Origin of the sequence: Aeromonas sp. MdU4 (genome assembly GCF_041929505.1) — a bacterium.
Lineage (GTDB): Bacteria > Pseudomonadota > Gammaproteobacteria > Enterobacterales > Aeromonadaceae > Aeromonas.
On the sequence record NZ_JBHFMW010000006.1, the window covers coordinates 122,583 to 146,293 of the forward strand.

At 59.7% G+C, this 23,711-nt stretch carries 19 protein-coding genes and 1 pseudogene; 6 read left to right on the forward strand and 14 right to left on the reverse strand.

Translation table 11 applies throughout. The features are described from left to right. Positions 1-16 precede the first annotated feature (16 nt). From ACE1BR_RS04265 to ACE1BR_RS04295, 7 genes are all read right to left on the reverse strand, one after another. Positions 17-1,213 carry a NupC/NupG family nucleoside CNT transporter gene (locus ACE1BR_RS04265; RefSeq protein ID WP_374867900.1) on the reverse strand — a complete coding sequence of 399 codons (1,197 nt, stop codon included), beginning with the start codon at positions 1,211-1,213 and terminating at the stop codon, positions 17-19. Positions 1,214-1,395: 182 nt separating this feature from the next. Further along, positions 1,396-2,331: a LysR family transcriptional regulator gene (locus tag ACE1BR_RS04270; protein WP_374868069.1), complete on the reverse strand. Its 936-nt coding sequence runs from the start codon at positions 2,329-2,331 to the stop codon at positions 1,396-1,398. Between the two features lie 82 nt (positions 2,332-2,413). After that, positions 2,414-2,950 carry a glutathione peroxidase gene (locus tag ACE1BR_RS04275; RefSeq protein ID WP_374867902.1) on the reverse strand — a complete coding sequence of 179 codons (537 nt, stop codon included), beginning with the start codon at positions 2,948-2,950 and terminating at the stop codon, positions 2,414-2,416. Positions 2,951-3,008: 58 nt separating this feature from the next. Next, on the reverse strand, positions 3,009-3,572 hold the full coding sequence (locus ACE1BR_RS04280) for an NnrU family protein (RefSeq protein ID WP_374867904.1): 564 nt from the start codon (positions 3,570-3,572) through the stop codon (positions 3,009-3,011). 228 nt (positions 3,573-3,800) lie between these two features. Further along, positions 3,801-4,934: a glycerate kinase gene (locus ACE1BR_RS04285; protein ID WP_374867906.1), complete on the reverse strand. Its 1,134-nt coding sequence runs from the start codon at positions 4,932-4,934 to the stop codon at positions 3,801-3,803. A gap of 9 nt (positions 4,935-4,943) precedes the next feature. Continuing rightward, positions 4,944-6,206 (reverse strand): GntP family permease, encoded by a 1,263-nt coding sequence (locus ACE1BR_RS04290; RefSeq protein ID WP_374867908.1) that lies wholly within the window; start codon positions 6,204-6,206, stop codon positions 4,944-4,946. 118 nt (positions 6,207-6,324) lie between these two features. Beyond that, entirely contained in the window at positions 6,325-7,440 is a 1,116-nt protein-coding gene (locus ACE1BR_RS04295) for a sugar diacid recognition domain-containing protein (RefSeq protein WP_374867910.1), read from the reverse strand. A gap of 205 nt (positions 7,441-7,645) precedes the next feature. Between ACE1BR_RS04295 and ACE1BR_RS04300 the strand changes: the two genes are divergently transcribed. Both ACE1BR_RS04300 and ACE1BR_RS04305 read left to right on the forward strand, forming a co-directional pair. Continuing rightward, on the forward strand, positions 7,646-8,020 hold the full coding sequence (locus ACE1BR_RS04300) for a YacL family protein (RefSeq protein ID WP_374867912.1): 375 nt from the start codon (positions 7,646-7,648) through the stop codon (positions 8,018-8,020). Positions 8,021-8,099: 79 nt separating this feature from the next. Continuing rightward, positions 8,100-8,396, forward strand: a complete 297-nt coding sequence (locus ACE1BR_RS04305) for a hypothetical protein (RefSeq protein ID WP_374867914.1) — start codon at positions 8,100-8,102, stop codon at positions 8,394-8,396. Between the two features lie 138 nt (positions 8,397-8,534). Here ACE1BR_RS04305 and ACE1BR_RS04310 read toward each other — a convergent pair whose 3' ends face one another. The 4 genes from ACE1BR_RS04310 to ACE1BR_RS04325 form a co-directional block, all read right to left on the reverse strand. After that, complete coding sequence (locus ACE1BR_RS04310) at positions 8,535-9,146, reverse strand: substrate-binding periplasmic protein (RefSeq protein WP_374867916.1); 612 nt, start codon at positions 9,144-9,146, stop codon at positions 8,535-8,537. 358 nt (positions 9,147-9,504) lie between these two features. Beyond that, positions 9,505-10,326, reverse strand: a complete 822-nt coding sequence (locus ACE1BR_RS04315; protein WP_374867918.1) for a substrate-binding periplasmic protein — start codon at positions 10,324-10,326, stop codon at positions 9,505-9,507. 32 nt (positions 10,327-10,358) lie between these two features. Next, on the reverse strand, positions 10,359-11,105 hold the full coding sequence (locus tag ACE1BR_RS04320) for a substrate-binding periplasmic protein (RefSeq protein WP_374867920.1): 747 nt from the start codon (positions 11,103-11,105) through the stop codon (positions 10,359-10,361). Between the two features lie 170 nt (positions 11,106-11,275). Next, complete coding sequence (locus ACE1BR_RS04325; RefSeq protein ID WP_374867922.1) at positions 11,276-12,016, reverse strand: substrate-binding periplasmic protein; 741 nt, start codon at positions 12,014-12,016, stop codon at positions 11,276-11,278. Positions 12,017-12,137: 121 nt separating this feature from the next. Between ACE1BR_RS04325 and ACE1BR_RS04330 the strand changes: the two genes are divergently transcribed. From ACE1BR_RS04330 to ACE1BR_RS04340, 3 genes are all read left to right on the forward strand, one after another. After that, positions 12,138-12,968, forward strand: a complete 831-nt coding sequence (locus tag ACE1BR_RS04330; RefSeq protein ID WP_374867924.1) for a lysostaphin resistance A-like protein — start codon at positions 12,138-12,140, stop codon at positions 12,966-12,968. A 194-nt stretch (positions 12,969-13,162) separates the two neighbouring features. Further along, the gene (locus ACE1BR_RS04335) at positions 13,163-14,479 is read left to right on the forward strand and encodes a sphingomyelin phosphodiesterase (protein WP_374867926.1); all 1,317 of its coding nucleotides are present in this window, start codon (positions 13,163-13,165) and stop codon (positions 14,477-14,479) included. Beyond that, positions 14,476-15,261, forward strand: a complete 786-nt coding sequence (locus tag ACE1BR_RS04340; RefSeq protein WP_374867928.1) for a hypothetical protein — start codon at positions 14,476-14,478, stop codon at positions 15,259-15,261. Before ACE1BR_RS04335 ends, ACE1BR_RS04340 begins: the two co-directional genes overlap by 4 nt. A gap of 2 nt (positions 15,262-15,263) precedes the next feature. Here the strand turns inward: ACE1BR_RS04340 and ACE1BR_RS04345 are convergent, their stop codons facing one another. Both ACE1BR_RS04345 and tpx read right to left on the reverse strand, forming a co-directional pair. Then, on the reverse strand, positions 15,264-16,484 hold the full coding sequence (locus ACE1BR_RS04345; protein ID WP_374867930.1) for a DEAD/DEAH box helicase: 1,221 nt from the start codon (positions 16,482-16,484) through the stop codon (positions 15,264-15,266). Positions 16,485-16,662: 178 nt separating this feature from the next. After that, a complete protein-coding gene (gene tpx, locus ACE1BR_RS04350; RefSeq protein WP_374867932.1) occupies positions 16,663-17,163 on the reverse strand; it encodes a thiol peroxidase in 501 nt (166 codons plus the stop codon). A 228-nt stretch (positions 17,164-17,391) separates the two neighbouring features. On the opposite strand from tpx, the gene ACE1BR_RS04355 reads away from it, so the two are divergent. After that, positions 17,392-19,806: a zinc/cadmium/mercury/lead-transporting ATPase gene (locus ACE1BR_RS04355; protein WP_374867934.1), complete on the forward strand. Its 2,415-nt coding sequence runs from the start codon at positions 17,392-17,394 to the stop codon at positions 19,804-19,806. A 200-nt stretch (positions 19,807-20,006) separates the two neighbouring features. Here ACE1BR_RS04355 and pulA read toward each other — a convergent pair. Then, positions 20,007-23,682 (reverse strand): annotated as a pseudogene (gene pulA, locus ACE1BR_RS04360) (pullulanase-type alpha-1,6-glucosidase). Positions 23,683-23,711 lie beyond the last annotated feature (29 nt).

Here is a 23,711-nt window from a genome sequence, read left to right on the forward strand (position 1 = left end):
ATGATGTCGCCACCCGTTACAGGGCGAGGAACAGACCGGCCAGACAGGCACTCATCAGGTTCGCCAGCACGCCGGAGAGAATGGCACGCATGCCATAACGGGCGATGAACCCTTTGCGCTCCGGCACCATGGCACCCAGACCGCCGATCAGGATCGCCATGGAGGAGATGTTGGCGAAACCGCACAGGGCGAAAGTCACGATGGCTTTGCTCGACGCACTCAGCGTCTGATCCTGCACCAGACCGATAAAAGCGACAAACTCGTTGACCACAATCTTGGTGCCGATCAGGGCACCCGCCGCCTGTGCCTGCTCCCAAGGCACACCGATCAACCAGGATACCGGTGCAAACAGCCAGCCCAGAATGATCTGGAAGCTCAGATCCAGCCCTACCAGACCACCAGCCCAGCCCAGCAAACCATTGAGCATGGCAATCACGCCGACGAAGGCGAGCAGAGTTGCGCCAACAGCCACGGCGATGTTGAGGCCCGCCATGGCACCATCGGCAGCCGCTTCAATCACGTTGGTCGCACGAGGGATTTCTACATCCTGATGGTGATCGATCTCTTCAGCCGCAGGCGGCACCAGGATCTTGGCCATTGCCAAACCCGCTGGCGCGGACATGAAGGCGGCCGCAATCAGATATTTCAGCTCGACACCGATACTGGCGTAACCCACCAGAGTACCGCCAGCGACCGAGGCCAGACCGCAACTCATCACCGCGAAGAATTGGGAATCTGACATCTTGGAGAGGTATGGCTTGACCACCAGCGGCGCTTCCACCATGCCGACAAAGATGTTGGCAGTGGCGGAGAGGCTCTCGGCACGACCGGTACCCAGCAGCTTTTGCAGACCACCGCCCAGCAGGGCGATCACCCGCGGCATGATGCCGATGTGGTAGAGGATGGCGATCACCGCAGAGAAGAAGATGATGACTGGCAACACGTTGAAAGCAAAGATGAAGCCCAGTTTGAACTTGGCCAGATCGCCGAACAGGAAGGCGATCCCCTCCTGACCATAACCGATCACGCTACTGACGCTCTCGCTGACCCCGTTCAGCACGTGCTGACCGGCAGGCAGCCAGAGCACCAGACCGGCAAACATGACTTGCAGGCAGAGGGCAAGGCCAACTGTTCGCAGCGGGATACGACGACGATTATCAGAGCAGATCACGGCGAGCGCCAGGATACTCAGGATGCCGAGCAGGGCAATCATAGGGACTCCATCAGGTGGGGCAAAAGATGGGCGCGGATTCTGCGCCTCTCACCCCGTCACTGCAAGCCCACTTGGTTACAGCTCTGTTAGCAAAAACGTTTTCACGATATCGGTTGCGCCAACTGGCTGATTTGGCTCAATTTTGGTATCACGCGAAATCCAGAGTTTCTACTCAGAAACAATCATTCCTCACTGCCGGACAATTTCCCCCCAAGCCAGGGGGCAAGTCGTTGCTCCCAGTAGGGTTCGGGACCAAAGCGGGTCTTGAGGAAATCGATGCAGAGGCGGATCTTGGGATCCAGATGTTCACGCCTGGCATAAACCGCGTGCACCGCCATCTGCTGGTTTGGCCGCCACTCGGGCAACAGCGGGATCAGCTTGCCGCTCTGCAACTCCTTGTCCAGCAAGTAGTTGGCGATATAGGCGATGCCGAGTCCTGCCAGCGCCGCATCGCGCACCGCTTCCGCCATATCCACCCGGTAGTTGCCAGCCACCTGCACCGTCTGGCGCTCCTTGCCCTGGCGGAACGACCACTGGTGATAGCGCCGCTCCCGGCTCTGATAGGTGATGCAGTTATGCTGAGCCAGATCCTTCGGATGGAGCGGGGTGCCGTGGCTCAGCAGGTAATCCGGCGAGGCAGCCAGCACGAAGCCAATGTCGGCCAGTCGCTGCCCTACCAGCCCTTCCGGTTTGTCTTCATAGGTGGTGAGCCAAAGATCCAGCCCCTCATCCACCAGATTGGTGCGGTGATCGAACAGCGAGACCTCCAGCTCAAGCTCGGGATAGCAGTCCTGAAACGCCTTGAGATGGGGAATGACGTGCAGGCGACCAAAAGATTGGCCCACCCCGAGATGGAGCACTCCGCTCACCTTGCCACGCCGTTCGGCGATCATCGAGTCTGCTTCCTGTGCCACCGCCACCAGTGCATGACAGTGACGGGCATACTCCTGACCCAGATCGGTCAGGGCAAAGCGGCGGGTAGTGCGCTGCACCAGCTGGGCGCCAAGGGAGGTCTCCAGCAACGCCAGCTGCTTGCTGATATGGGATTTGGAGACCCCGAGCCGACGGGCTGCGGCAGATATTCCCTGCTCGCGCACCAGCGCATCGAAGATCACCATTTGGGGGAGACGTTGCAGCACAGCATAACCAGATTGAGGAGCGGGAGCCCATTATTCCAGAGCTCCTCGCCAAGGGGTAGGGTCAGAGTCCGAGAGCCCGGGTGATCTGCAGCTTGAGGGGGTCGTCAGCCGGATTCTGGTTGGCGCCGTAGCTGGCGATCAGCTTGCCATCGCGCCCCACCAGATACTTGTGAAAGTTCCAGTTCGGCTCATCGCCATCAGCGGCCGCAGCCAGCCCCTTGAATAGCGGCACCGCATCGGATCCGCGCACCGCCACCCGATTGAACATCGGGAAGGTCACCCCATAGTCGCGGCGGCACACCTCGGCAGTTTTGCGCTCGTTACCCGCCTCCTGCCAGAAGTCGTTGGAAGGGAAGCCCAGAATGATCAGCCCTTTATCCTTGTAACTCTGGTACAGCTTCTCCAGATCACGGAACTGGCCGCTGTAACCGCAATAGGAAGCGGTGTTGACCACCAGCACCACCTTGCCCTCGGTCAGCTGACAGAGGTTGTGACGCTGAGAGTTGTTGAGCTCCCGCATCTCCACATTGAAGTAGTCGGGGCAAGCCGCAGAGGCAGCGCCAGCGCCAAGTAAAAGCAACAGAGTGAACCATTTCATCGCCAAGACTCCTTTTGTTTTATCCATCATACGCGGTTACGACAACCGCAGTTCACTCTCAATGCAGGGGGATGCCGGTCAGCCAGCCGTGGCCCCAGAAGACCAGCAGTAGCGTGGCTGCCACTCCGGCCCCGACACAGATACCGGTCATCCGCCAATTGGCTGCCGGACGGGGCGATTTTTGCCAGTCCCGCACCGAAATCCAGACGATGCTGACCAGCGCCCAGAGCCCGATGCCGCCAAACAGCACCAAGGATCGCGCCTCGCTGTTAACCAACAGATGAGCCGCTGCCCACAGCAGGGTGCCAAGCAGTTGGGGATGAACCAGCCAACGGCGCAAATGATTGGCCCCCTGGCCGGAGCAGAGGAGGATCAAGGCAACCGGCATCATCGCCATCATCGCCACCGGCCCCCACACTGGCAAAAAGTAGAGGGGCAACGGGCTGGCACTGCGCCAACCTGCGATGATGCAAGCGATGGCGACAAACACCAGCAGAGAGAAGAGCCCCTTGTAGCGATTCTCACCCAGCCGTTCACGCAGCCGCGCCCGATGGGCCACTGCAAAGCAGGGGTAGAGATGGATCAGGGCAAACAGCACAACCCCCAAGGTTAGCAGGAACATGGGTCTCTCCTTGTACTTGATTCAACCACTATGCCGCAAAGGGGGACATGCGCCTATAGAAACCAAGCGAACGGCGAGAGCCAGGATGAGGGGGGGGAGACAAAAAAAGCCGACCACAAGGGGTCGGCGAAAAGTGCTAAGGGCAACCGGATTTCTCATCAGATGAGAATGGCCCTCATGGGGCAAGGGATGGTTGATGCCCGGATGTCGGGCATCAACCAACATAAATCAGCGGGGCAGTCGATAGAGCGCAGCGACATTGCGCGCGGTCAGCTGAATGTTGGTGCTAGCGGTCTCCAGTGCTTCCGGCAGGGACATGGCACGGTTGACCACGGCGAATACCGCATCCAGCCCGTGCTCGTGTACCACGCCGCAATCGTCGGTCAGACAGCCGGAGATGCCGATCACCGGCTTGCCGAACTGCTTGGCACAGCGTGCGACACCGATTGGCGTCTTGCCATGGATGGTCTGGCTATCGATACGCCCTTCACCGGTAATAACCAGATCCGCATCGGCCACTTCATCGGCCAGTTTCAGGGCTTCGATGACGATCTGGATGCCGGGCTTGAGCTCGGCACCAAGCAGACCGACCAGCGCGGCTCCCATGCCACCGGCGGCGCCCGCCCCCGGAATATCCTTCACCTGTTTGCCAAGGGCCTGCTCGATGCAGTCGGCATAACGGGAGAGGTTGGCATCGAGCTGCAGCACCATCTCGGGAGTCGCCCCCTTCTGCGGGCCAAACACCGCGGAAGCGCCTTTCGGGCCGCACAGCGGGTTGTTCACATCGCAAGCCACCTCGATCACCAGATCGCTCAGGCGCGGATCCAGAGCGCTCAGGTCGATGGTCGCGAGTTCTGCCAGACCTGTTCCACCCAGCTCGATGGCAGAGCCATCGGCTTTAAGCAACTTGCCGCCAAGCGCCTGGATCATGCCGGCACCGCCGTCATTGGTGGCGCTGCCGCCGATACCGAGGATCAGGTGCTTCACCCCCATCTCCAGTGCGGCCAGGATCAGCTCGCCGGTACCGAAGCTGGAAGTGAGCAACGGATTGCGCTGTTCGGGGGCGACCAGATGAATACCGGAGGCGGCGGCCATCTCGATGACGGCACGCTCGCCATCACCCAGCAGGCCGACGAAACCCTGTACCTTGTTGCCAAGCGGTGCGGTCACTTCGACCGGCAGAATGCGGCCACCGGTGGCATCGACCAGCGATTGCACCGTGCCCTCACCGCCATCAGCCATCGGCAGTTTGACGTAGGTGGCATTCGGCAGCACCTGTTTGAAACCGGCCTCGATGGCATCAGCCACCGCCATGGCGCTCAGACTCTCCTTGAATGAATCGGGGGCAATAACAATTTTCATATCAATTCCTTAGGCGAGGCCAAACACGCCAAACATCAGGGTGGAGACAGCTGCAATGGTCAGACCGACTGCGGTTTCGTAGGGGATGAGCTTGAGACGCTCACCCACGCCCATGTGGACGCTGCCGCCAGTAGCATGGAAGAAGGAGCCGTGGGGCATGTGGTCAAACACGGTGGCACCGGCATGGATCATCGCCGCCCCCGCCAAACCACTGATCCCCAGCTCAATCAGGGTTGAGCTGAATACGTTGGACGCGACTACAGTACCGGCGGTGGTCGAGGCAGTCGCCAGCGACATCAGAGCACCTGAGATGGGGGCCAGCAGATAGGAGGGCAAACCGGAGGCGGTCAGGCCGCTGATCAGCACATCCTTCAGACCCGAGTTGGCGATGATGCCTGCCAGGGTACCGGTGCCCAGCAGCATGATGGCGACTGGCGCCATGCGGGAGAGACCCGCGACCGCAAACTGGTTCACCTTGCTGAACTTGCCCATCATCAGGGCGCCGACCAGACCACCGAGGGGCAACGCAATCAGCGGATCCACCACGATACCGGCGACCGGACGCAGGGCCAGCAGCAGGATAGCCACCAGCGGCGCGCTGATTGCAGCGGCAAAGCCCGGCAGTTTGGTGCCCTCGAAGCTCACCACCTCGTCAGCGGCGACCTTGCTGCCCTTGTTGTTGAGACGCTTGGCCAGCCAGTAGGCCATCACCAGACCGAACAGACCCGGAATGATGCCCGCCGCCATGACCGAGGTCAGGGGCAGATGGAAGGCGTCAGCCGCCGCAATGGCGTTGGGATTGGGGGACATAACGTTGCCCGCCTTGCCGCCACCGATCATCGCCAGCAGGATCGCCGCCTTGGAGAGGTCAGCACGACGGGCGATGGCCAGCGCGATAGGAGCAACCGTGATCACCGCCACGTCCACGAACACGCCGACCGCAGTCAGGATCAGGGTCGCCAACGCAAGCGCCAGCAGAGCGCGGGTTTCACCCAGCTTCTTGACGATGGTTTCGGCGATGGTGGTCGCCGCGCCCGATTCAATCAGCACGCCAGCCAACACACCGGCCGCCAGGATCCGCATCACCGCAGTGGTGATCCCCTGGGCGCCGCCAATCATCAGGGCAACGGTTTGGGTCAAATCGGCTCCGCCAATCAGGCCGCCAGCGAGCGCGCCAACGATCATGCCGTAAGCAGGCGGTACCTTCTTCAGAATGAGGAAGATGGCGATGGAGAGCGCCGCGATGGCGCCAAGGGCAGTAACCGGGATCATGACGGACACCTTCAATAAAAATGAATGGTGGCCATTATGGAGATCCGCGACTGAATTTCTTTGGTCAAATGACCAAATGTTTCATCTAAAGAGAGGCTTTATTTGTTGTAAATGCCAATCACAGGTCGAGATTGAGCCCGAGATAGAGCAAAAATTTGTCATCTAACTTGTTGAAATTCAATCCGGTTATCTGCTCGATCCGGTTTAGCCGATAACGCAGGGTATTGGGGTGAATAAACAAGGCTTCGGCACAGCGATGCAGATCACAATCCTGCAAGAAATATTGGCGCAGCGTCTTCTGCAGCGCCCCTTTTGCATCTTCCCGGGCCAGTTTCTGTAGCGGAGTACGTAATTGATCCGCCTGCCAGGAGTCTGCCAGACTGCCGAGCAACACCGGCAAGCGATAATCCTCGAAGAAGTAGACCTGCTTGCGCGGCGCCTGCCGCATGCCACGACGCAAGGTATCCCGCGCAGTCTGGTAGGAGCGCGCCAATCCGTCGATCCCGGCGAAGTAATCCCCCACCCCGATCCGCACCTTGAAGTGGGGAATGCGCGCCAGCAACTGCTTGATGCGGCTGCGCTCCTGCACCGATTGCCAGAGGCCGTCGCTGAGCTGGGCCGGTTTGAGCACCACTATCTCATCAAGGCCATTGATGGCCACCAGATTGTCCCGCTCCGGATTTTCCAGCTGATGGACCAGCTCCCGCAGCCGGGCTGGGTCGGCCTCTTCCAGCGCCAACACCGCCACCACGCGAGGCTGGGCCAGATCCAGCCCGAGAAAACGGGCTGCCTGCTGTAACTGATCGACCCGCCCCTCCCCACGAATGAGCTGCAACACCAGCTCCTCTTTGTGGCGCTTGTCCCACTGCAGCTGTTCGGTAAGCGCCGCCTGCTCCAGAATGAGTTCCGCCGTCATTCGCACCAGCTCGGCGTAAGCACGCACTTCTTCCGGATCGCCTGAAATGCCGATAACCCCCAGCAGCACCCCTTGATAAGAGATGGGCAGGTTGATGCCGGGGCGCACCCCCTTGAGCTGCAGAGCGGTCGCTTCACTGATCTCCACCACCCGGTTCTCGGTCAGCGCCAGTACAGCCCCTTCATGGCGCTCATGGATCCGCTCCGGATTGCCGGACGCAATGATGAGACCGCGTTCATCCATCACGTTGACCGAAAAGGAGAGGATCTTCATCGCCCGACTCACTATCTGGCGCGCCAGGGTCTCGTTTAACTGCATAACATCTCCAAGGAAGGGCGAAGCTGGACATGCCACCCACAGGATCCTGTCCGCGATGGAGCAAAGATGCCACATCATCAAGACAAGCGAGAGGTGGATCGCTAGAATAGGCCACTTTACCCGATGTGCGCCCCGTCATGGAGCAGGATTTGGTGCTGGCACCAGCCACTTCGTGCAGGCCCATCGTCCCGATTTGGAGTGCGCTATGGATTATGAATTTCGCCGTGACCCGTTCGGTGGTTATCGCGCCCGCTTCTCCATGGGCCATGAAGCCATCGGCCAGTGGCTGATCGATGAAGTGGGCAAAGATGAGGAGAAGCTCGACGAGCTCTTCGCCATCATTGACCAGCTATCCAGTCGGAGTCGCACCGAATATCGGCTCACCGGTGGGGATTACTCCCTGCTGCTGACCCATGAAGAGGCGGAGGTGAAAGCCAACGTCCTCAATATCGAACTGGGTGAGGATCTCGACGATCTTGCCTACTACGATGATGAACAGCTGGCCATGTGCGGGCTGGAAGATTTTGCCCAGGTGCTCGGCTCCTGGCGTGCCTTTATCCGCAACGAAGATATGGGCTGATCGGCCCAATGGCGGATCAACATGCCGAATTACTATGTCGGGCAAACTTGCCCTTTTGCCTAACCCAACAGGATTAACTATGTCTATTTACGATTTTGATGACGAACTGCCGGAAGACGAAGAACAGGAATCCAGCAAGAAAGCCGCTGCCCCTGCCAAGAAGAAAGGCAAGCAGGTGATGAACACTCAGGTCAACCTGAGCCCGCGTGATGCCAGCCGTCTGAATGGCATGCACGTAGAAGCTATCACGACTCTGGACGACGTCAGCCTGCCGAAGAACGTCATCTTCAAGGCTGGCCTGATCGCCCTGGGTGAGCTGGAAGCCAGCAAGCGTGCTGACATCATCGCCCGCGTCATCGCCGAATCAGGCCGTTAATCAGCGCCCTGAATGGAACAAGCCGGAGCAATGGCTCCGGCTTGTTACCTTGAATTAAAGAGAGCGTGTCGCAAGGACCCGAGTGTTCAGTGACTACGACTTGTCAGGCCAAACGCCCCCAACGAGATGCGTGATCGCCTAGCTATCACCTTTTTCCCATACATTGCACCTGCCCCCTCGACTCCCCCCAACCAACTCATCATAACTGCCGTTCGCATGGACCCTGGCCAACGCACGGTTAAACTGTTTTATCACCTCAGAACCATCTGCTATTTGACGCGAGACGATTAGATAGAGTGCTTCGGTTTCGCGAAAATAGGGTAAAGGTTGCAAATAACAGGGGTCGCCGAACTCCTGCTGGCTGGCATCCGCCATGACGGCATCATTCATGGTGATCAGATCTACCCGCTGACGTGCCAACAACTGCAGGCACTGCTCCAGGGTCTTGGGGCTCTGTACAATCAACCCAAACCGCTTGACCACACTATCAAAGTTGCTGGAGCTCCACCCCAGAGGCATACATACCTTCAACCCCTGCCAGTTGCCATCCAGCACAGCCTGACTGCCGCGGTAGGTAAACCAGGAGAGGTGATCAAGATGAATCGGGTCACTGTAATAGAAATCCCGCTCCCTCTCGCTCGTGCGGGCATAAGGATAAGTCGCGGTTGCCAGCCCATTAAGCGCCTGCTGATAACCTCGTCCCCATGGCAGATACAAGACCTTCAGATCCTGATAACCGGCCGCATGCATCACCCTGGTCACCAGCCTGGTGCTCTGGCCACCATCCGGCAACGTGGCACCGGAATAAGGCGCATAATCTCCCGTCACCAGTATCAGCGGTGCTCCAGACAGCCATCCACACCAACACCAGAGCAGCCACCAATACTTTGCCATCATCCCCCCTCTTCACTCTGCCATTCAGTATAGAAAGTGGAGTCAAGCCAACCACGCCCGAGTGAACTGGTTCACAAGGCCAGATACCGATAATCAGAAAGAGTGAAAGCATGAAGAGCAGGCATTGTCATAGCCAATTCCTCACCCCTCCTGCACAAAAAACTGATCCGCAACGCCCGAGCCAAGCCACAGTTATGCCGCCCCACAAAAAGCTTCATTTGGGCCACATCTTGCATCTTGTACTTTTGCTGCCCAACATCAGATCCTGATAGCTACCATCACTCCGGGAAGCAGCTAATGCATTGTTAAACCGATCCAGCAGGGCTGGACCATCGGGTACACGGCGAGAAACTATCAGATACAACACATCAAGCTGCCGAAAATAGGGCAACAGTTGCAAATAACAGGGGTCACCAAACTCCTGCATGCTGACATCCGCCATCACGGCATCATTCATCGCAACAAGATCGACACGCTGCCGCGCCAACAACTGCAGACACTGCTGCAGAGTTCTGGGACGCTGCAAGATCAGACCAAAACGCTTTATGACATGATCGGCGTGGGCAGTGCTCCACCCCTGAGGGACACAAAACTTCGCGCCTTGCCACTGACCATCAAGCAGAGCGGGGCGACCGTGATAGGTAAACCAGGATAGATTATCGATATGAATTGGCGAGCTGTAGTAAAAATCGCGAGCTCTCTCCTCGGTCCATGCATAAGGGTAGGTTGCCGTGGCAAGACCATTCTCCGCCTGCTGATAGCCCCGGACCCAGGGCAGATACTCCACCTTGATATCGCGATAACCAGCATTTTTCAGCAACCGGGTGACCAACCGGGTACTCTGACCGCCATCCGGAAGATCAGCCCCTGAATAGGGAGCAAAATCCCCCGAAACCAGCGAGAGCGGTGCCGCTGATAACCAGCTACACCAAAACCAAAGCAACCACCTGAACTTTGCCATCATCGTGATCGCACCCCGTGACTCAGCATCCTTCTGACTCTCTTCTCCAGTATAGGGAGTGCTGACAGCGGTCATCAGAGAGGCGATGGGCTACCAATCCTGCACAGCTACCCTGTCCACATCTTGCACCTGCGACCATGAGCCCCCTGCACCAACTCATCATAGCGTCCGCTCGTGCGGGCTGCCGCCAGGGCTTTGTTAAACCGTGTCAATAACATGGGTCCTTCTGTCACTCTTCTGGACACAATCAGATAGAGCGGTTCCGTTTCACGATAATAGGGCAACATCTGCAAATAACAGGGATCTCCAAACTCTTGCAGACTGGCATCGGCCATCACGGCATCATTCATCGTTACCAGATCGACCCGATGGCGCACCAATAACTGCAAGCACTGAGCCAACGTCTTGGGACTCTGCAATATCATGCCAAAACGCTTCACAACCACATCCAGATGGCTGGTACTCCATCCCAGCGGCATACATACCGTCAACCCCTGCCACTTGCCATCAAACACAGCCTTGCTGCCACGATAGGTAAACCATGAGAGGTGATCGAGATGAATCGGGTCACTGTAATAAAAATCCTGTTCTCGCTCAGCCGTTCTGGAGTAGGGATAAGTCGCGGTGACCAGGCCGTTAATCGCCAGCTGATAGCCACGCAGCCAAGGTAGATAAGTCACCCTCTGATCGTGATAACCGGCATCTCGCAGCATCTGGGTCACCAGACGGGTGCTCTTGCCCCCTTCAGGCAGGTTGGCGCCGGAATAGGGAGCATAATCGCCCGCCACCAGCGTCAACGGAGCGCAGGATAACCATCCACACCAGCACCAGAGCAACCACCAACAGTGCCTCATTATCACCTCTCGCACTCTGTCATTACGCCCAAAGGTTCCCCCTGACTTCAACCGCAAGCAAGTTGGGGTGATCTGCATCGTAGAATCTGGCCATTTTCATTTATAACAACCCTAAATAGCCAAGCCGGAGCCTCTGCTCCGGCTTGGCTATGTTTTGTCACTACTCACCGTCATTCACAACGGGGAGAGTGAGGAGGAGCCCTTGGTACCAGCTGATCATAATGACCGCTGGCACGGGCGGCTGCCAGCGCTTCATTGAACCGCTCAATCAGCTCACTTCCGCCAGGTACTTTGCGCGACACCAGCAAATAGAAGGTATCGTGCTGGCGAAAATAGGGTAACGGCTGCAAATAGTTGGGATCGCCAAATACCTGCATGCTGGCATCCGCCGTGACTGCATCGTTCATCGGCATCAGATCAACCCGCTTGAGTGCAAGCAATTGCAGGCACTGCGCCAGACTCTTGGGGCGGGTGAGTTGCAGAGCAAAACGAGCAATCACCTCATCAGCGTGACTGGTACTCCAGCCTGCGGGAATGCAGACCCGCAATCCCTGCCATTTGCCATCCAGCACGGCATCGCTGCCGTGATAAGTAAACCAGGAGAGGTAATCGATATGAATAGGCGCGCTGTAATAGAAAAGTTTGGCCCGCTCACTCGTCCAGGCATAGGGGTAAGTCGCCGTCACCAAGCCGTTACGGGCCAGCTCATAACCGCGGTTCCAGGGCAGGTAATCCACCTTGATCTGGCCATAACCCGCCTGGTGCAGCAGGGTCGTTACCAGCCGGGTACTCTGACCGCCATCGGGTAAAGTGGCACCGGAATAGGGGGAAAACTCCCCGGTTACCAGTGATAACGGGGCACCTGACAACCATCCACACCAACAACAGAACAACCACCAATAGTGCTTCATCGCCATCCCTCTTTTAACTCTGTTATTGAGTATAGGAGGCTGGCCCGAAGAACCCGCACTGGTTGCCTTTGCCGTCACGCCCCTGCTAAGGTGCAGCCCTTTTCGCTACAGATGAATTCTGATGTTACCCCTACCCGAGGCCCTGATATGGGGCGCAATGGCACTGGCCACCCTGTGCTGTTTTGCGCACCAACCCAAACCCGGTTTTACACTGCTGGGGATGGCCCTGCTGCTGGCCTTATGGCTGGAGCGTATCACTCCGACCGCCCTGCTGGTGACGCTGGCGGTCCTGTTGCTGGCTTGGCGCCTCCCTTCACTCCCCAAACAGGGCCGCATACTCGCATGGGTAGCCCTGCAGGTATGGGCAGTCGCACTGACCCTGCACCTTGTACCCGGCTTTAACAATCTCAAAGTGCTGGATCAGGCACTCGCAGGCCCGGATAGCATACCGTTCAACATGTACCTGAACCTCGACAAGCCACTGCTCTTCTTTGGTCTGTTGCTGGCATGCCCGACCCTGCTTGGTCAGGGCGGCACGATCCGCTGGCGTCCACTCGCCCTGCTGATCCTGCCGCTGGGCGCCCTGCTGGTCATCGCCTGGCAGTTAGGGGCTCTGAAACCGGAAGTGGCTCTGCCTAACTGGTGGTGGCTGTTTGCCCTCAACAACCTGCTCTTCACCTGCGTGGCGGAAGAGGCGTTGTTTCGTGGGGTGATCCAGCAACGACTGGCTGACCGCTCCCGACCCTGGATCGCCATCGTCGTCGGAGCACTGTTGTTCGGTGCCATCCACCTGCCCGGTGGCCCACTCCTGGCACTGTTTGCCACCCTGGCAGGCTGCTGTTATGGCCTGGCATTCCAGCTAAGCAGGCGACTCACCGTGGCCATCCTGATCCACTTCGCCTTCAACTTCGCCCATCTGGCGCTGTTTACCTACCCGCTGGCACACCACTGATCCTGTTGGTACCCGACGTGGGTACCAACCCCATCTTCCCTGCCCCCCTCTTTCCGCCCCATTGACCAGTGCAATAGAGATACAGCTTCAAATAAAACCAATTCATTTACTTGCAACAAAAATGCAAACAAACTGACCGCTGCATTCGCCATAACAGTCACTTTCCATTTCCCTGCAACCAAAAGGATCCTGTGATGCAGAAAACCCTCAGTTATGCCGCCCTGCTGTTGGTCAGCCAGTTCCCGCAACTGGCACTGGCTGATACCGATGTCTACCTCACCAACAACAGCTCTGAACCACTTCAGATCGACATTCGCCAAAGCGGCACTGGTCAGTTGCAACAAGACAGTCAGTGGAACCAGCACCGTACCGAACTGGGCCCTTGGGAGAGCGCCATGGTGCTCAGCTTCAATCGCTATGAGGGGGTCAAGGCGGGCAAAAGCTATCTGTTCGAAACTCGCGTGACCACAGCGGGTGGTGACGTCTATCGGCTCAACCAGCTGATGGAGGGAACCTGGTGGAACACCACCTTACAACACGGTGGCGAGACCCCGGCCGGAGCATCCGGCTGGCAAAGCGATCGGGTGGTCCATCGCGTTGCAGGGCCACAAGAGCTGGCCTTTGCCGCCAAGTTCACCGGCCGCTACGACGATCTGCACTATATGCTCACGCCACCACAACGTCGGGAGCAACCGGAACTGGCGGAAAACAAACTCAAGGTCGCCAGCTACAACGTCTGGGCGCTGCCGGTGATCGCCTCCAGCATTGGCGAGCGGTTTAACTTGCTACCTGATTATCTGAAGGGCTATGACGCCCTGCTGTTGCAAGAGGTATTCGATGGCCGCCGTGAAGGCTTTTTGCAGGCGCTGGCAAAAGAGTATCCCTACCAGACCAAGGTGCTCGACAAGCCCGGGGTCAACATTCATGACGGCGGTGTGGTGATCGTCAGCCGCTACCCCATAGTGCGGGAGGCCCAACTGGTCTATCCCCAGTGCACCGGCACCGACTGCTTCGCCGACAAGGGGGTGATGTACGCAGAGGTGATCAAGGGGGGCAAGGCGTGGCACCTGTTCGCCACCCACACCGCCAGCTTCGACACCGACGAGGCGCGCAAACTACGCCAGATCCAGTTCGGCCAGATCCGCGCTCTGGCTGCCAGCCTCAAGATCCCGGCCACGGACACCGTCATCTACGGCGGTGATTTCAACGTCAACAAGCGCAAATTTGCCGATGATTACGCCAGCATGCTGGCCAATCTGAACGCCGATGAACCCGCCTACGGCGGCTACACCGAAGCCACCTTCGATCCCAGGATCAACCCCTATGCCGGTGGCCCGCTCTCCGGTGGCGCCAACGTCGAGTATCTGGACTATCTGGTGGTGAGCCGGGAGTACGGCCGCGCCAGCCACAACCTCAACACGGTCTGGATCCCGCGCAGCAGCGATGGCAGCCTCTGGCCCGCCAGCAATCTCTCTGACCACTTTCCCGTCAAGGGAGAGATCAGCCGATGAGACGTCGTTACGGGATCCTGGCGCTGGCTATCCTGACGCTTTTGCTGGTGAATCTGTGCTGGCAGGAAGAGCAGCTCCCGATATCGCCAGAACGGTCGACGACGCCCGCTCTGACCGATATGCAGTTGCCAGCCGAACCGGCGAGCCCGTCTCCCCGCATGTCTCTCGCAGAGGTGCTGGATGACAAGAGCAAGGGAGCGCCCAGCAGCTGGCAGGCGATGCCGGATGAACTGATCAATCAGCTAGCCAGCGAGATCAGCGACAGCGAGTTGCCGCTGGCGCAGCGCTTGAGCAATCTGGAGGCAACAGAGGCCGGGTGGCTGAGCGAGGGGGAGAGCCTGATCCGGCTACAGGGGCGCTATGCCCTGGCGCTGGAACAACTGACGCAGGAGAACGAGAAGCTACCGTTGGCGGAGCGGCTGAACGCCCTCAGCCGCTTGCAGGATCAGTGGGCAGCGGATCATCCGGATCTGGCAGCTGATCTGTTCAACCCGGATGCCCGCCTGCAGCAAGCTCGCCAGCTGTGGGGGGATGAGGAGCTGGCTACCCTGGCCCGCCACTTCCTGCCCGCAGAGCAGGCCGAAGCCACTCTGGCGTTTGCCGGCGCGCGCCAGCAACAGCTGGATCAACGCAGCCGCTACCAGCAACAGCTAGCCGAGCTGGAGCAGCAACTGGCGGCCAGCCAACAGCAGATAGATCCCGCGCTGCGGCAGCAACACAAAGAGGAGGTGTTGAGCCAGTGGCGCCGTGACTTCTTCGCTCGGGAACAAGGCAAACCCTAGGGTCAGCGCTTGCCCTTGAACTGCTTGACGCTGCGTTTGGCCTGAGTGCGGCGATTGGCCTGCTTGTCGCGGGGTGGACGCTTGCCCTCCCCGCTGGCGGGTTGGTCGGTCACCGGGAATCCCGCCAGCTCACTCACCGGCAACTCACGCCCGGTGAGGGCGCGAATAGCCATCAGCGTCTCGGCTTCGCCATGGCAGGTGAGCGAGATGGCAAGCCCGCTACGCCCGGCCCGTGCGGTGCGTCCGATGCGGTGCACATAGACGGGGGCACTGGCTGGCAAGTCCAGATTGATCACCACCGGCAGTGCCTCTACATGAATGCCGCGCGCCATCAGGTCGGTAGCCACCAGCACCCGTACCTTGCCCGCCTTGAAATCAGCGAGCGCCTGCTCGCGCACCGCCTGCTCCTTCTCGCCATGGAGTGCCGCCACCGCAATCCCTACCTTGGCCAGCTTTTTGGCCACGCCGTCAGCGTCATCCCGGGCGCTGATGAAAACCAGCACCTGTGACCACTCGTGAGCCTTGAGCAGGCTGATGAGAGCAGGTACCTTGCTGCTCTTGTTGACCAGATAGAGCCGCTCCTCGATATCGTCGGCCACGCTGTTGCGGGGATCCGCCTCCACCCGCTCAGGCTCCTTCAGCAGACCGGTGGCCAACTCATCGAGCTCGCCCGGCAGGGTGGCAGAAAATAGCAGGGTCTGGCGCTCGGCGGGCATTGCATGCATCAACCACTGGATGTCAGGCCAGAAGCCCATCTCCAGCAGGCGATCAGCCTCATCCAGTACGAGAGTGCGCAATCCGGACAGCGTCAACAGCTGCTGTCCCAGCAGATCCCGCAGCCGCCCCGGCGTTGCCACCAGCAGTTGCGGCCCCTGCGCCAGCTCGTCCTGTTGCAGCTCCTGAGCCACCCCGCCACACAGAGTCACCAGCCGCACGCCCAACGCATCGGCAAAGCCTTGCAGCGCGCCACTCACCTGAGCGGCCAGCTCGCGAGTCGGCACCAGCACCAGACCCTGTACCTCAGACATGGCGGGATCCAGCCGCTGCAGCAACGGCAGCCCGAACGCCAGGGTCTTGCCACTGCCGGTACGGGCCAGCGCCAGCAGATCCCGCCCAGCCAGCACGGCAGGGATCGCCAGTTGCTGCACCCGGGTCGGATGTTGGAAGTCGCTTGGCAGAGTGGCCTGCAATGCGGGCGCGAGGGCAAGTTCGTTAAAGGTCATGGCGTTACGCTGATATCGGCTAATTGAAGAAGTGGAGGCGAAGTCTAGCCAGCCAGACCTCATAAGTAAAAGAAGTTGGCTCAGAGGACCACAGGTGGTCTGTCTCACCACATGACGGATATAAAAACGGCCAGCCCTGTAAACAGGGCTGGCCGTCAGGCAATCACAGCAGCCTGCGTTACAGCACGGCCAGAGCCGCGGCGTAGTTCGGCTCGTCGGCCACTTCAGCAACCAGCTCGCTGTGCAGCACCTTGTTCTCTTCATCCAGCACCACGATAGCGCGGGCCGCCAGACCGACCAGCGGGCCGGAGGAGAAGGCCACACCGTAATCCTGCAGGAAAGCGGCACCACGCAGGGTGGAGAGGGTCACCACCTTGTCCAGCCCTTCGGCGCCGCAGAAGCGGGACTGGGCGAACGGCAGGTCGGCGGAGATGCAGAGCACCACGGTATTGTTCAGCGCGCTGGCCTGCTCGTTGAACTTGCGTACGGAGGTGGCGCAGGTCGGGGTATCGACGCTCGGGAAGATGTTCAGGATCTTGCGCTGACCGGCGAAGCTCGCCAAGGTCAGGTCACAGAGATCCTTGGCGACCAGAGCGAAGGGCTTGGCCTGCTCACCGGCAAGCGGGAAATGGCCGGCGACGGAAACCGGATTGCCTTGCAGAGTGACTGAATTGCTCATGTCTCATGTCCTTTATTGGTGTTGTAAAAATCAGGCCGCCCATTATAGGCGCGCCCGAGGCGCACAAACACCCGTCAACCACAGGGATATAGGTGGTAGAGCTCGCAACCCAGCAGCAACGTCAACCGGATAAAAAGAGGGTTGACCTTGGACTTAACACCAAGGTTTACACTCACCTAAGTTAATCAGGATCCCGCAGGGGCGGGATCCAGCCAAGAGGAACACACCATGAGCAAATCCTGCTGCTCCACCCAGCATGCTGCGGCCCCCATCAAGGCTGTCAGCAAGGCCAGCTCCACCGAGCACCAGCATAACAGTCACTGCTGTGACAGTGCCGCGCCGGTCAGCTGCTGTGGCGGCGCCACCTCTCATGATCATCAGGATCACGAGAAGTGCGACTCACCGGGAGATGAAGAGCCCCCCCTAGGCGGCCCGCACTCCCAGAGCTGCTGCACAGCGAATTCATCCCATGACCATCATGATCATGACCACGATGCACAGGCACCAGTCGAACCGCTGGCCGCTCCGACTCAGGGCAACAGTCGCCACAGCTGGCAAGTCATGGGAATGGATTGCCCCAGCTGCGCTCGCAAGATCGAGACAGCCGTCAGCCGCGTCAACGGTGTCCAGCAGGCACGCGTGTTGTTTGCCACCGAGAAGCTGGTGGTGGATCTGGCCCCCGGTCTCTCCCCCGATCCTGTGACGGCTGCCGTACTGGCCGCCGGTTTCCAGCTCAAGGGTATTGCCCAGAGCGCGGCTCGCAGCGAAACGAACCGCAGCCCGCTAATGAATCTGCTCAGCAAATACTGGCAACCACTGTCGCTGGCCAGCCTGATGCTGGTGGCGGCCCTGCTGCCGGGTGAGATCGGTCAGCCGCTGTTTACTCTGGCCACCCTCTGGGGCCTGTGGCCCATCTCTCGCAAGGCGTGGGCACTGACCAAAAGCGGTTCCCCCTTCGCTATCGAGACCCTGATGACGGTCGCCGCCGTGGGCGCCCTGTTCCTCGGCGAAACCGCCGAAGCAGCCATGGTGCTGCTGCTGTTCATGCTGGGCGAGCATCTGGAGGCCTACGCCGCCGGTCGCGCCCGTGCCGGGGTCACCGCCCTGATGGCGCTGGTGCCTGACAAGGCGTTGCGGATCCGTACCACTGCCGCGGGCGAAGTGCGGGAAGAGGTCGGCGCCGATGAGCTGCGTCCCGGCGACATCATCGAAATCGCTCCGGGTGCGCGCCTCCCGGCCGATGCCCGTCTGCTCGACGCCCTTGGCGCCTTTGACGAGAGCGCCCTGACCGGTGAATCCATTCCGGTGGAACGCCGCCAGGGTGACAAAGTGCCGGCCGGTAGTCTGGCTGCCGATCGGGTGTTGCGCCTTGAAGTGGTATCGGAACCTGGCAACAACGCCATCGATCGCATTCTGCACCTCATCGAGGAAGCCGAGAGCCAGCGCGCGCCCATCGAGCGCTTTATCGACCGCTTCAGCCGCTGGTATACCCCGGCCATGATGCTGGTTGCCCTGCTGGTGGTGCTGGTGCCGCCGCTCGCCTTCGGCCAGAGCTGGGATGAGTGGGTTTATCGTGGTCTGGCACTGCTGCTGATCGGTTGCCCCTGTGCGCTGGTCATCTCCACCCCGGCGGCGGTGACCTCCGCACTGGCGGCAGCAACCCGGCAGGGGGCCCTGATCAAAGGGGGTGCCGCACTGGAGCGACTGGCCCATATCGATACCGTGGCGTTTGACAAGACTGGCACCCTGACCCTGGGCAAGCCGCAGCTGACCGAGCTGGTGAGTCTCAATGGTCAGAGCAATGGCGAACTGCTGGCGCTGGCTGCCGCCATCGAACAGGGCTCCCACCACCCGCTGGCACGCGCCGTGGTGGCCGCCGCCAACGAGCAGGGGCTGGCACAGGTAGAAGCCCGCGATCTGCGCGCCCTGCCGGGTATGGGTGTTGAAGGGCGCATCAACGGCGAGCTGTGGCAACTGCTGGCACCGAGCCGCGTCGCTACGCTGAGCAAAGATCAACAGGCCCAGATCGCCATGCTGGAGCAACAGGGCAAGACGGTGGTCGTGCTCTGCCAGAGCAGCAGCAACCAGGCTCTGCCGGTTGCCCTGCTGGCGCTGCGAGATCAAATCCGGCCGGAAGCGGCAGCGGCGCTGCAAGAGCTCAACCGGCTCGGCCTGCAGAGCATCATGCTGACCGGGGACAACCCCCGCGCCGCCGAGGCCATCGCCACCGAACTGGGCATGGGCTGGCGCGCCGGTCTGCTGCCGGAGAACAAGGTAGAAGAGATCGCCAAACTGGCCAGCACCCGGAAGGTTGCCATGATTGGCGATGGCATCAACGACGCCCCGGCCATGAAGCGAGCCAGCATCGGCATCGCCATGGGGGGAGGCACCGATGTGGCGCTGGAGACAGCCGATGCGGCGCTGACTCACAACCAGCTCGGTGGTATCGCTGCGATGATCCGCCTCTCCCGCTCCGCGCTGGCCAATATTCACCAGAATATCGCGCTGGCACTGGGACTGAAGGCCATCTTCCTGGTCACCAGTCTGCTCGGTATCACCGGTCTGTGGATTGCGGTACTGGCCGACACCGGCGCCACCGCCCTGGTCACCGCCAACGCCCTGCGCCTGCTGCGCAAGCGCTAAGCGAGCCGATTGCGCCCTAGCCAAAAGCCGTCCCCAACCGGGACGGCTTTTCTTTTTGCTCTCACGACTCCCCACAAAAGAAAAAGCGCGCCTGCCGGTCGGCAGTCGCGCTTTGCTTACTCTCTCGGATTATCCCACCCTTGGCGAGGTGGAATTCAACCCGGGGGCGCCGAGCCAGCCTCCGGGCTCAATGGGGTTGCCTAGGGCGTTGCATCAGCCACGCTGACGCTCAGGGTCGGCTTCTCCTTGTCCATGGCGGTAAAGACAAACTTGTAGTTACCGGCCTTGCTCAGGGTCATGCCAACGTTATCACCCCCTTTGCACAGGGTAAGAGGGGCTGAAACGGTCAGCACATCGCCCGATGCACACTTGCCGTAGTTGGCGATGTTCCAGCTGGCATCGGCGATCTTCAGGGTGGTCTGACCCAATTGGCCATCGGTTACTGGCACGGTCAGCCCGTACATGTAGTTGCCATCAAAGCTCATCTGGTTGACCGCATCCCACTGGCCCAGGAAACCGCGAATAAAGATATCGGTCATCCCAAACGGTGGCAGCGTGCTCAGGTCGGTTTTCTTGCCAAGCGGCAGGCCCGCACCTTGCTTACCAGACTGCGGCTTGACGAACACCGCAGCCGACCAGGCCCCCAGCGTCAGGGTACCGTTATTGACGGCGGCATCGCGAGCGATGCTGTTGCTGGCGTGGTGAGCCGGGCTCAGTTGCAGACCGCTCAGGTCGATCAGCTGACCATCGCCATCACGGAATTCGCCGATGCTCTGGCTCTGATTGGTGGCGTTGATCATCACCACCAGACCGTCGATGGCCGGATCCAGATCCACCCCGGCCTTGCTGCCATCATCCACCGTCATGACGATCAGGCCCGGTACCTGATCCGGCCCGGTATTGCGGAAGTCGACCCGCTTGATCACCTCGGCGCCGCTGCCAAGACGCAGCAAACGGGAGGAGTTGCGCAGCTCCGCCAGCTCCTGATAGAAGCTCACCATGGTCGCCATGTCGGCACCGCTCGGCTTGGCGTGCTGGGTGAGCACCTGCTCGATCAGCGCGTAGTTGACCTCATCCTTGTCCTTGCGTGGCAACCCCTTGTTGAAGTTGTTGTCGGCCAAGGTGTAGTCAACTTTGTTGTACCAGTCGCCTGAGTCGTAGCTGTCTCGCTCCATGGATTTGGAGCGCAGCAGCTCGACACCGGCGTGGGTGAAGGGGATGCCCTGTCCCAGCATGGCGGTGGCGAGTGATACCCCCTTGCATCCGCACCAGATCGGCTCCTTGCGGCGCCTTGTAGATCAGGTTGTCGAACAGGGTCTGGTTGTCGTGCTTGTCGACATAGTTCTGCACTTCCACCGGATCCTGGGCATAGCCTGCTGGCTGACCGTTGTAGTCGATCTCGGAACCCTTCTTCGGCATGCCATCCTTGTCGGTCAGCACGAACTCCTTGAGGTTGCCCGCCATACCGAGGCGCACCAGATCGGACTGGTGCAAGGCTGTTGCCAGCTCCACCTTGCTCATTTCGTTAGGATCAACAAAGGCGCCGTTGCCAAACCCCTGGGTTTCACGAATGGCATCTTTACTATCAAACGGACTGCCGCCGCGTACCGCATCCCGCAACCGGTCGGAGAAGGAGCCAATCCCGGTACCGGCCAGATGTTTCTGGGTCGCCTGCACGAAGCGCTTGTCATCGGCAACCTCGCCGAAGTTCCACCCCTCGCCGTAGAAGTACATCTCGGGATTGACCTTCTTCACTGCGGCCAGCGCCTGCACCATCTGATCTTTCGGGTGGTGACCCATCAGGTCGAAGCGGAAGGCATCGATCTTGTAGTCCCGCGCCCAGGTGACCAGCGAGTCATCCATCAGCTTGGCGAACATGGCGTGTTCCGGCGCCGTGTTGGAGCAGCAGGTGGAGTTCTCCACCGAGCCGGTCTCCGGATTGAGGCGCTGATAGTACCAAGGCACTATCTTGTCGAGCACCGACTTGGGGCCGAGCCCGGATTCGTTGGTGTGGTTGTAGACCACGTCCATCACCACGTTCATGCCGATGTTCTGCTTGATGGCCTTGACCATCTCGCGGAACTCCAGGATGCGCTGGGTGCCCTCGGCATTGGTGGCGTAGGAGCCTTCCGGCGTGGTGTAGTGGTAGGGGTCATAACCCCAGTTGAAAGAGTCGACGCCGCGCAGATAGCCGGAGAGCTCCTGCACCTGCGGGTTATCCTTGCTGTCGCCCGCCTTGAGCGTATCCAGCACCTGGCCAACAGTCTGACCGCCGCCACAGTAAGTGCCAAACTGGGATGTTTTCACATCCGGATTGACCTGACAGAGCTTGCTGAAATCATCGCCAATATTGGCCACCTTGGCCGGATCCTCGTTGACGGTGGCGATGTCGAATACCGGCAGCAGGTGCAGGTGGCTAACGCCGCTTTTTGCCAATGCTTTCAGGTGCTTGACCGGTACTGTATCGCTATCGGCCAGACCGAGGAACTTGCCGCGGTGCTCCACCGGGGTGGAGTCGTCGTTGCCGGTCAGATCGCGGACATGGGCCTCATAGATGGTGATGTCGGCCGGGTTTTGCTGGCTATGAGGCGCCGTCAGGCTGTCCCACCCTTCAGGTTTCAGCGCCGGATCGTTGAGATCCACCACCTGACTAAACTCGGAGTTCATCGCCAGACTGAGCGAATAGGGGTCGGTCACCTCGTAGTGCTCAACCTTGCGGCTCAGCGGATGGTAGACCTCCATGTCGTAGCGGTAGAACTGGCCGATCAGCTCGCTGCCCCCTTCGTAACTCCAGCTGCCGCTGGCGCTGTCGAAAGTCATCGCCACTTCGCCACTCTTCTGGTGACTGGCATTGTAGAGAGCCAGCTTGACCGACTTGGCGGTCGGCGCCCAGAGACGGAAGGTAACCCGGTTGCCCTCCACCACGGCGCCATAGCTCAGCTTGGTCGCCTCTGCCGCATAGAGGGCATCAAGAGCACCGGCGCTCTGTACCAGGGTCGCGCCCTGCAGAATGCCATCAGCATCGGTGCCGATAGCCACCAGCTCCCCTTTGAGCAGGGGCTTGAGATCCTTGCCAGCCGGCAGGGCAAAGGCAGCCGCATCCTTGAGATGCGGATATTTGGCCTGCTGTTCGCCAGTCAGGCTGGTCGCGGTCAGCGTGATATAGGGGAAATCGAACACGCCATCGGCATTGGCCTTGATGGTGCCCGAGTCGGTGTAATAGAGACGAACGTGGGGCTTATCCTTGCCACCTTGCCAAATCAGGGTGTTGCCGTCGATCAGATGGGCACTGGCCCCAGCCACACCGAAAGCCGCGGTAAAGGCATCAGCACGCGAATCAAACAGCTCTTTTTTACCCGCGACGATGGCCACGGTGCGATCCGGGTGATCCTTGAAGATCACCTGCATATCACTGCCGGTCAGGTTGCCGAGAGAACCATCACGGGCGATAAAGTTGATGCACCCTTCCAGCTTGGCCAGCGGTACCACCCAGGCCGGACCAAAGTTGTCAGCCGCAGTGGGACCCTTGCTCTTGTCATCCCAGCTACTGTTCAGGCCGCTATCAGCCGTTGCGTCGCAGGCATCGTTGTTCCAAAGATGCAGGCTGTAGCTGTCAAAAGACGCCTTGGCCCCCTTGGCAGCCGACTGGGTATCTACCAGCGCAATCACCACCTGATTGTCTCCGGCAACCAGCAACTCTTTGGGGGACTCCATTTTTGGCAGACGGGCAACGGGCCCATCGGTGACTTCGGGGGTGGGTGGCGTTGGTGGTGTAGGGTTAACACTGGATGGTGCAGAACTGTTGTCATTACAGCCAGACAAAAGCGCGAGCAGTGAGGCTGTTACCAGCGCCACTTTGGTCTTTTTCATATCCATGATTTTTATAATTCCCGCTGTGTAGTTAG

What these genes read in the sequence shown, in the direction of transcription:
- ACE1BR_RS04265 (WP_374867900.1), bottom strand. Translation starts at nt 1,213, where the DNA reads ATGATTGCCCTGCTCGGCATCCTGAGTATCCTGGCGCTCGCCGTGATC.
- ACE1BR_RS04270 (WP_374868069.1), bottom strand. Translation starts at nt 2,331, where the DNA reads ATGGTGATCTTCGATGCGCTGGTGCGCGAGCAGGGAATATCTGCCGCA.
- ACE1BR_RS04275 (WP_374867902.1), bottom strand. Translation starts at nt 2,950, where the DNA reads ATGAAATGGTTCACTCTGTTGCTTTTACTTGGCGCTGGCGCTGCCTCT.
- ACE1BR_RS04280 (WP_374867904.1), bottom strand. Translation starts at nt 3,572, where the DNA reads ATGTTCCTGCTAACCTTGGGGGTTGTGCTGTTTGCCCTGATCCATCTC.
- ACE1BR_RS04285 (WP_374867906.1), bottom strand. Translation starts at nt 4,934, where the DNA reads ATGAAAATTGTTATTGCCCCCGATTCATTCAAGGAGAGTCTGAGCGCC.
- ACE1BR_RS04290 (WP_374867908.1), bottom strand. Translation starts at nt 6,206, where the DNA reads ATGATCCCGGTTACTGCCCTTGGCGCCATCGCGGCGCTCTCCATCGCC.
- ACE1BR_RS04295 (WP_374867910.1), bottom strand. Translation starts at nt 7,440, where the DNA reads ATGCAGTTAAACGAGACCCTGGCGCGCCAGATAGTGAGTCGGGCGATG.
- ACE1BR_RS04300 (WP_374867912.1), top strand. Translation starts at nt 7,646, where the DNA reads ATGGATTATGAATTTCGCCGTGACCCGTTCGGTGGTTATCGCGCCCGC.
- ACE1BR_RS04305 (WP_374867914.1), top strand. Translation starts at nt 8,100, where the DNA reads ATGTCTATTTACGATTTTGATGACGAACTGCCGGAAGACGAAGAACAG.
- ACE1BR_RS04310 (WP_374867916.1), bottom strand. Translation starts at nt 9,146, where the DNA reads ATGCATGCGGCCGGTTATCAGGATCTGAAGGTCTTGTATCTGCCATGG.
- ACE1BR_RS04315 (WP_374867918.1), bottom strand. Translation starts at nt 10,326, where the DNA reads ATGACCGCTGTCAGCACTCCCTATACTGGAGAAGAGAGTCAGAAGGAT.
- ACE1BR_RS04320 (WP_374867920.1), bottom strand. Translation starts at nt 11,105, where the DNA reads ATGAGGCACTGTTGGTGGTTGCTCTGGTGCTGGTGTGGATGGTTATCC.
- ACE1BR_RS04325 (WP_374867922.1), bottom strand. Translation starts at nt 12,016, where the DNA reads ATGAAGCACTATTGGTGGTTGTTCTGTTGTTGGTGTGGATGGTTGTCA.
- ACE1BR_RS04330 (WP_374867924.1), top strand. Translation starts at nt 12,138, where the DNA reads ATGTTACCCCTACCCGAGGCCCTGATATGGGGCGCAATGGCACTGGCC.
- ACE1BR_RS04335 (WP_374867926.1), top strand. Translation starts at nt 13,163, where the DNA reads ATGCAGAAAACCCTCAGTTATGCCGCCCTGCTGTTGGTCAGCCAGTTC.
- ACE1BR_RS04340 (WP_374867928.1), top strand. Translation starts at nt 14,476, where the DNA reads ATGAGACGTCGTTACGGGATCCTGGCGCTGGCTATCCTGACGCTTTTG.
- ACE1BR_RS04345 (WP_374867930.1), bottom strand. Translation starts at nt 16,484, where the DNA reads ATGACCTTTAACGAACTTGCCCTCGCGCCCGCATTGCAGGCCACTCTG.
- tpx (WP_374867932.1), bottom strand. Translation starts at nt 17,163, where the DNA reads ATGAGCAATTCAGTCACTCTGCAAGGCAATCCGGTTTCCGTCGCCGGC.
- ACE1BR_RS04355 (WP_374867934.1), top strand. Translation starts at nt 17,392, where the DNA reads ATGAGCAAATCCTGCTGCTCCACCCAGCATGCTGCGGCCCCCATCAAG.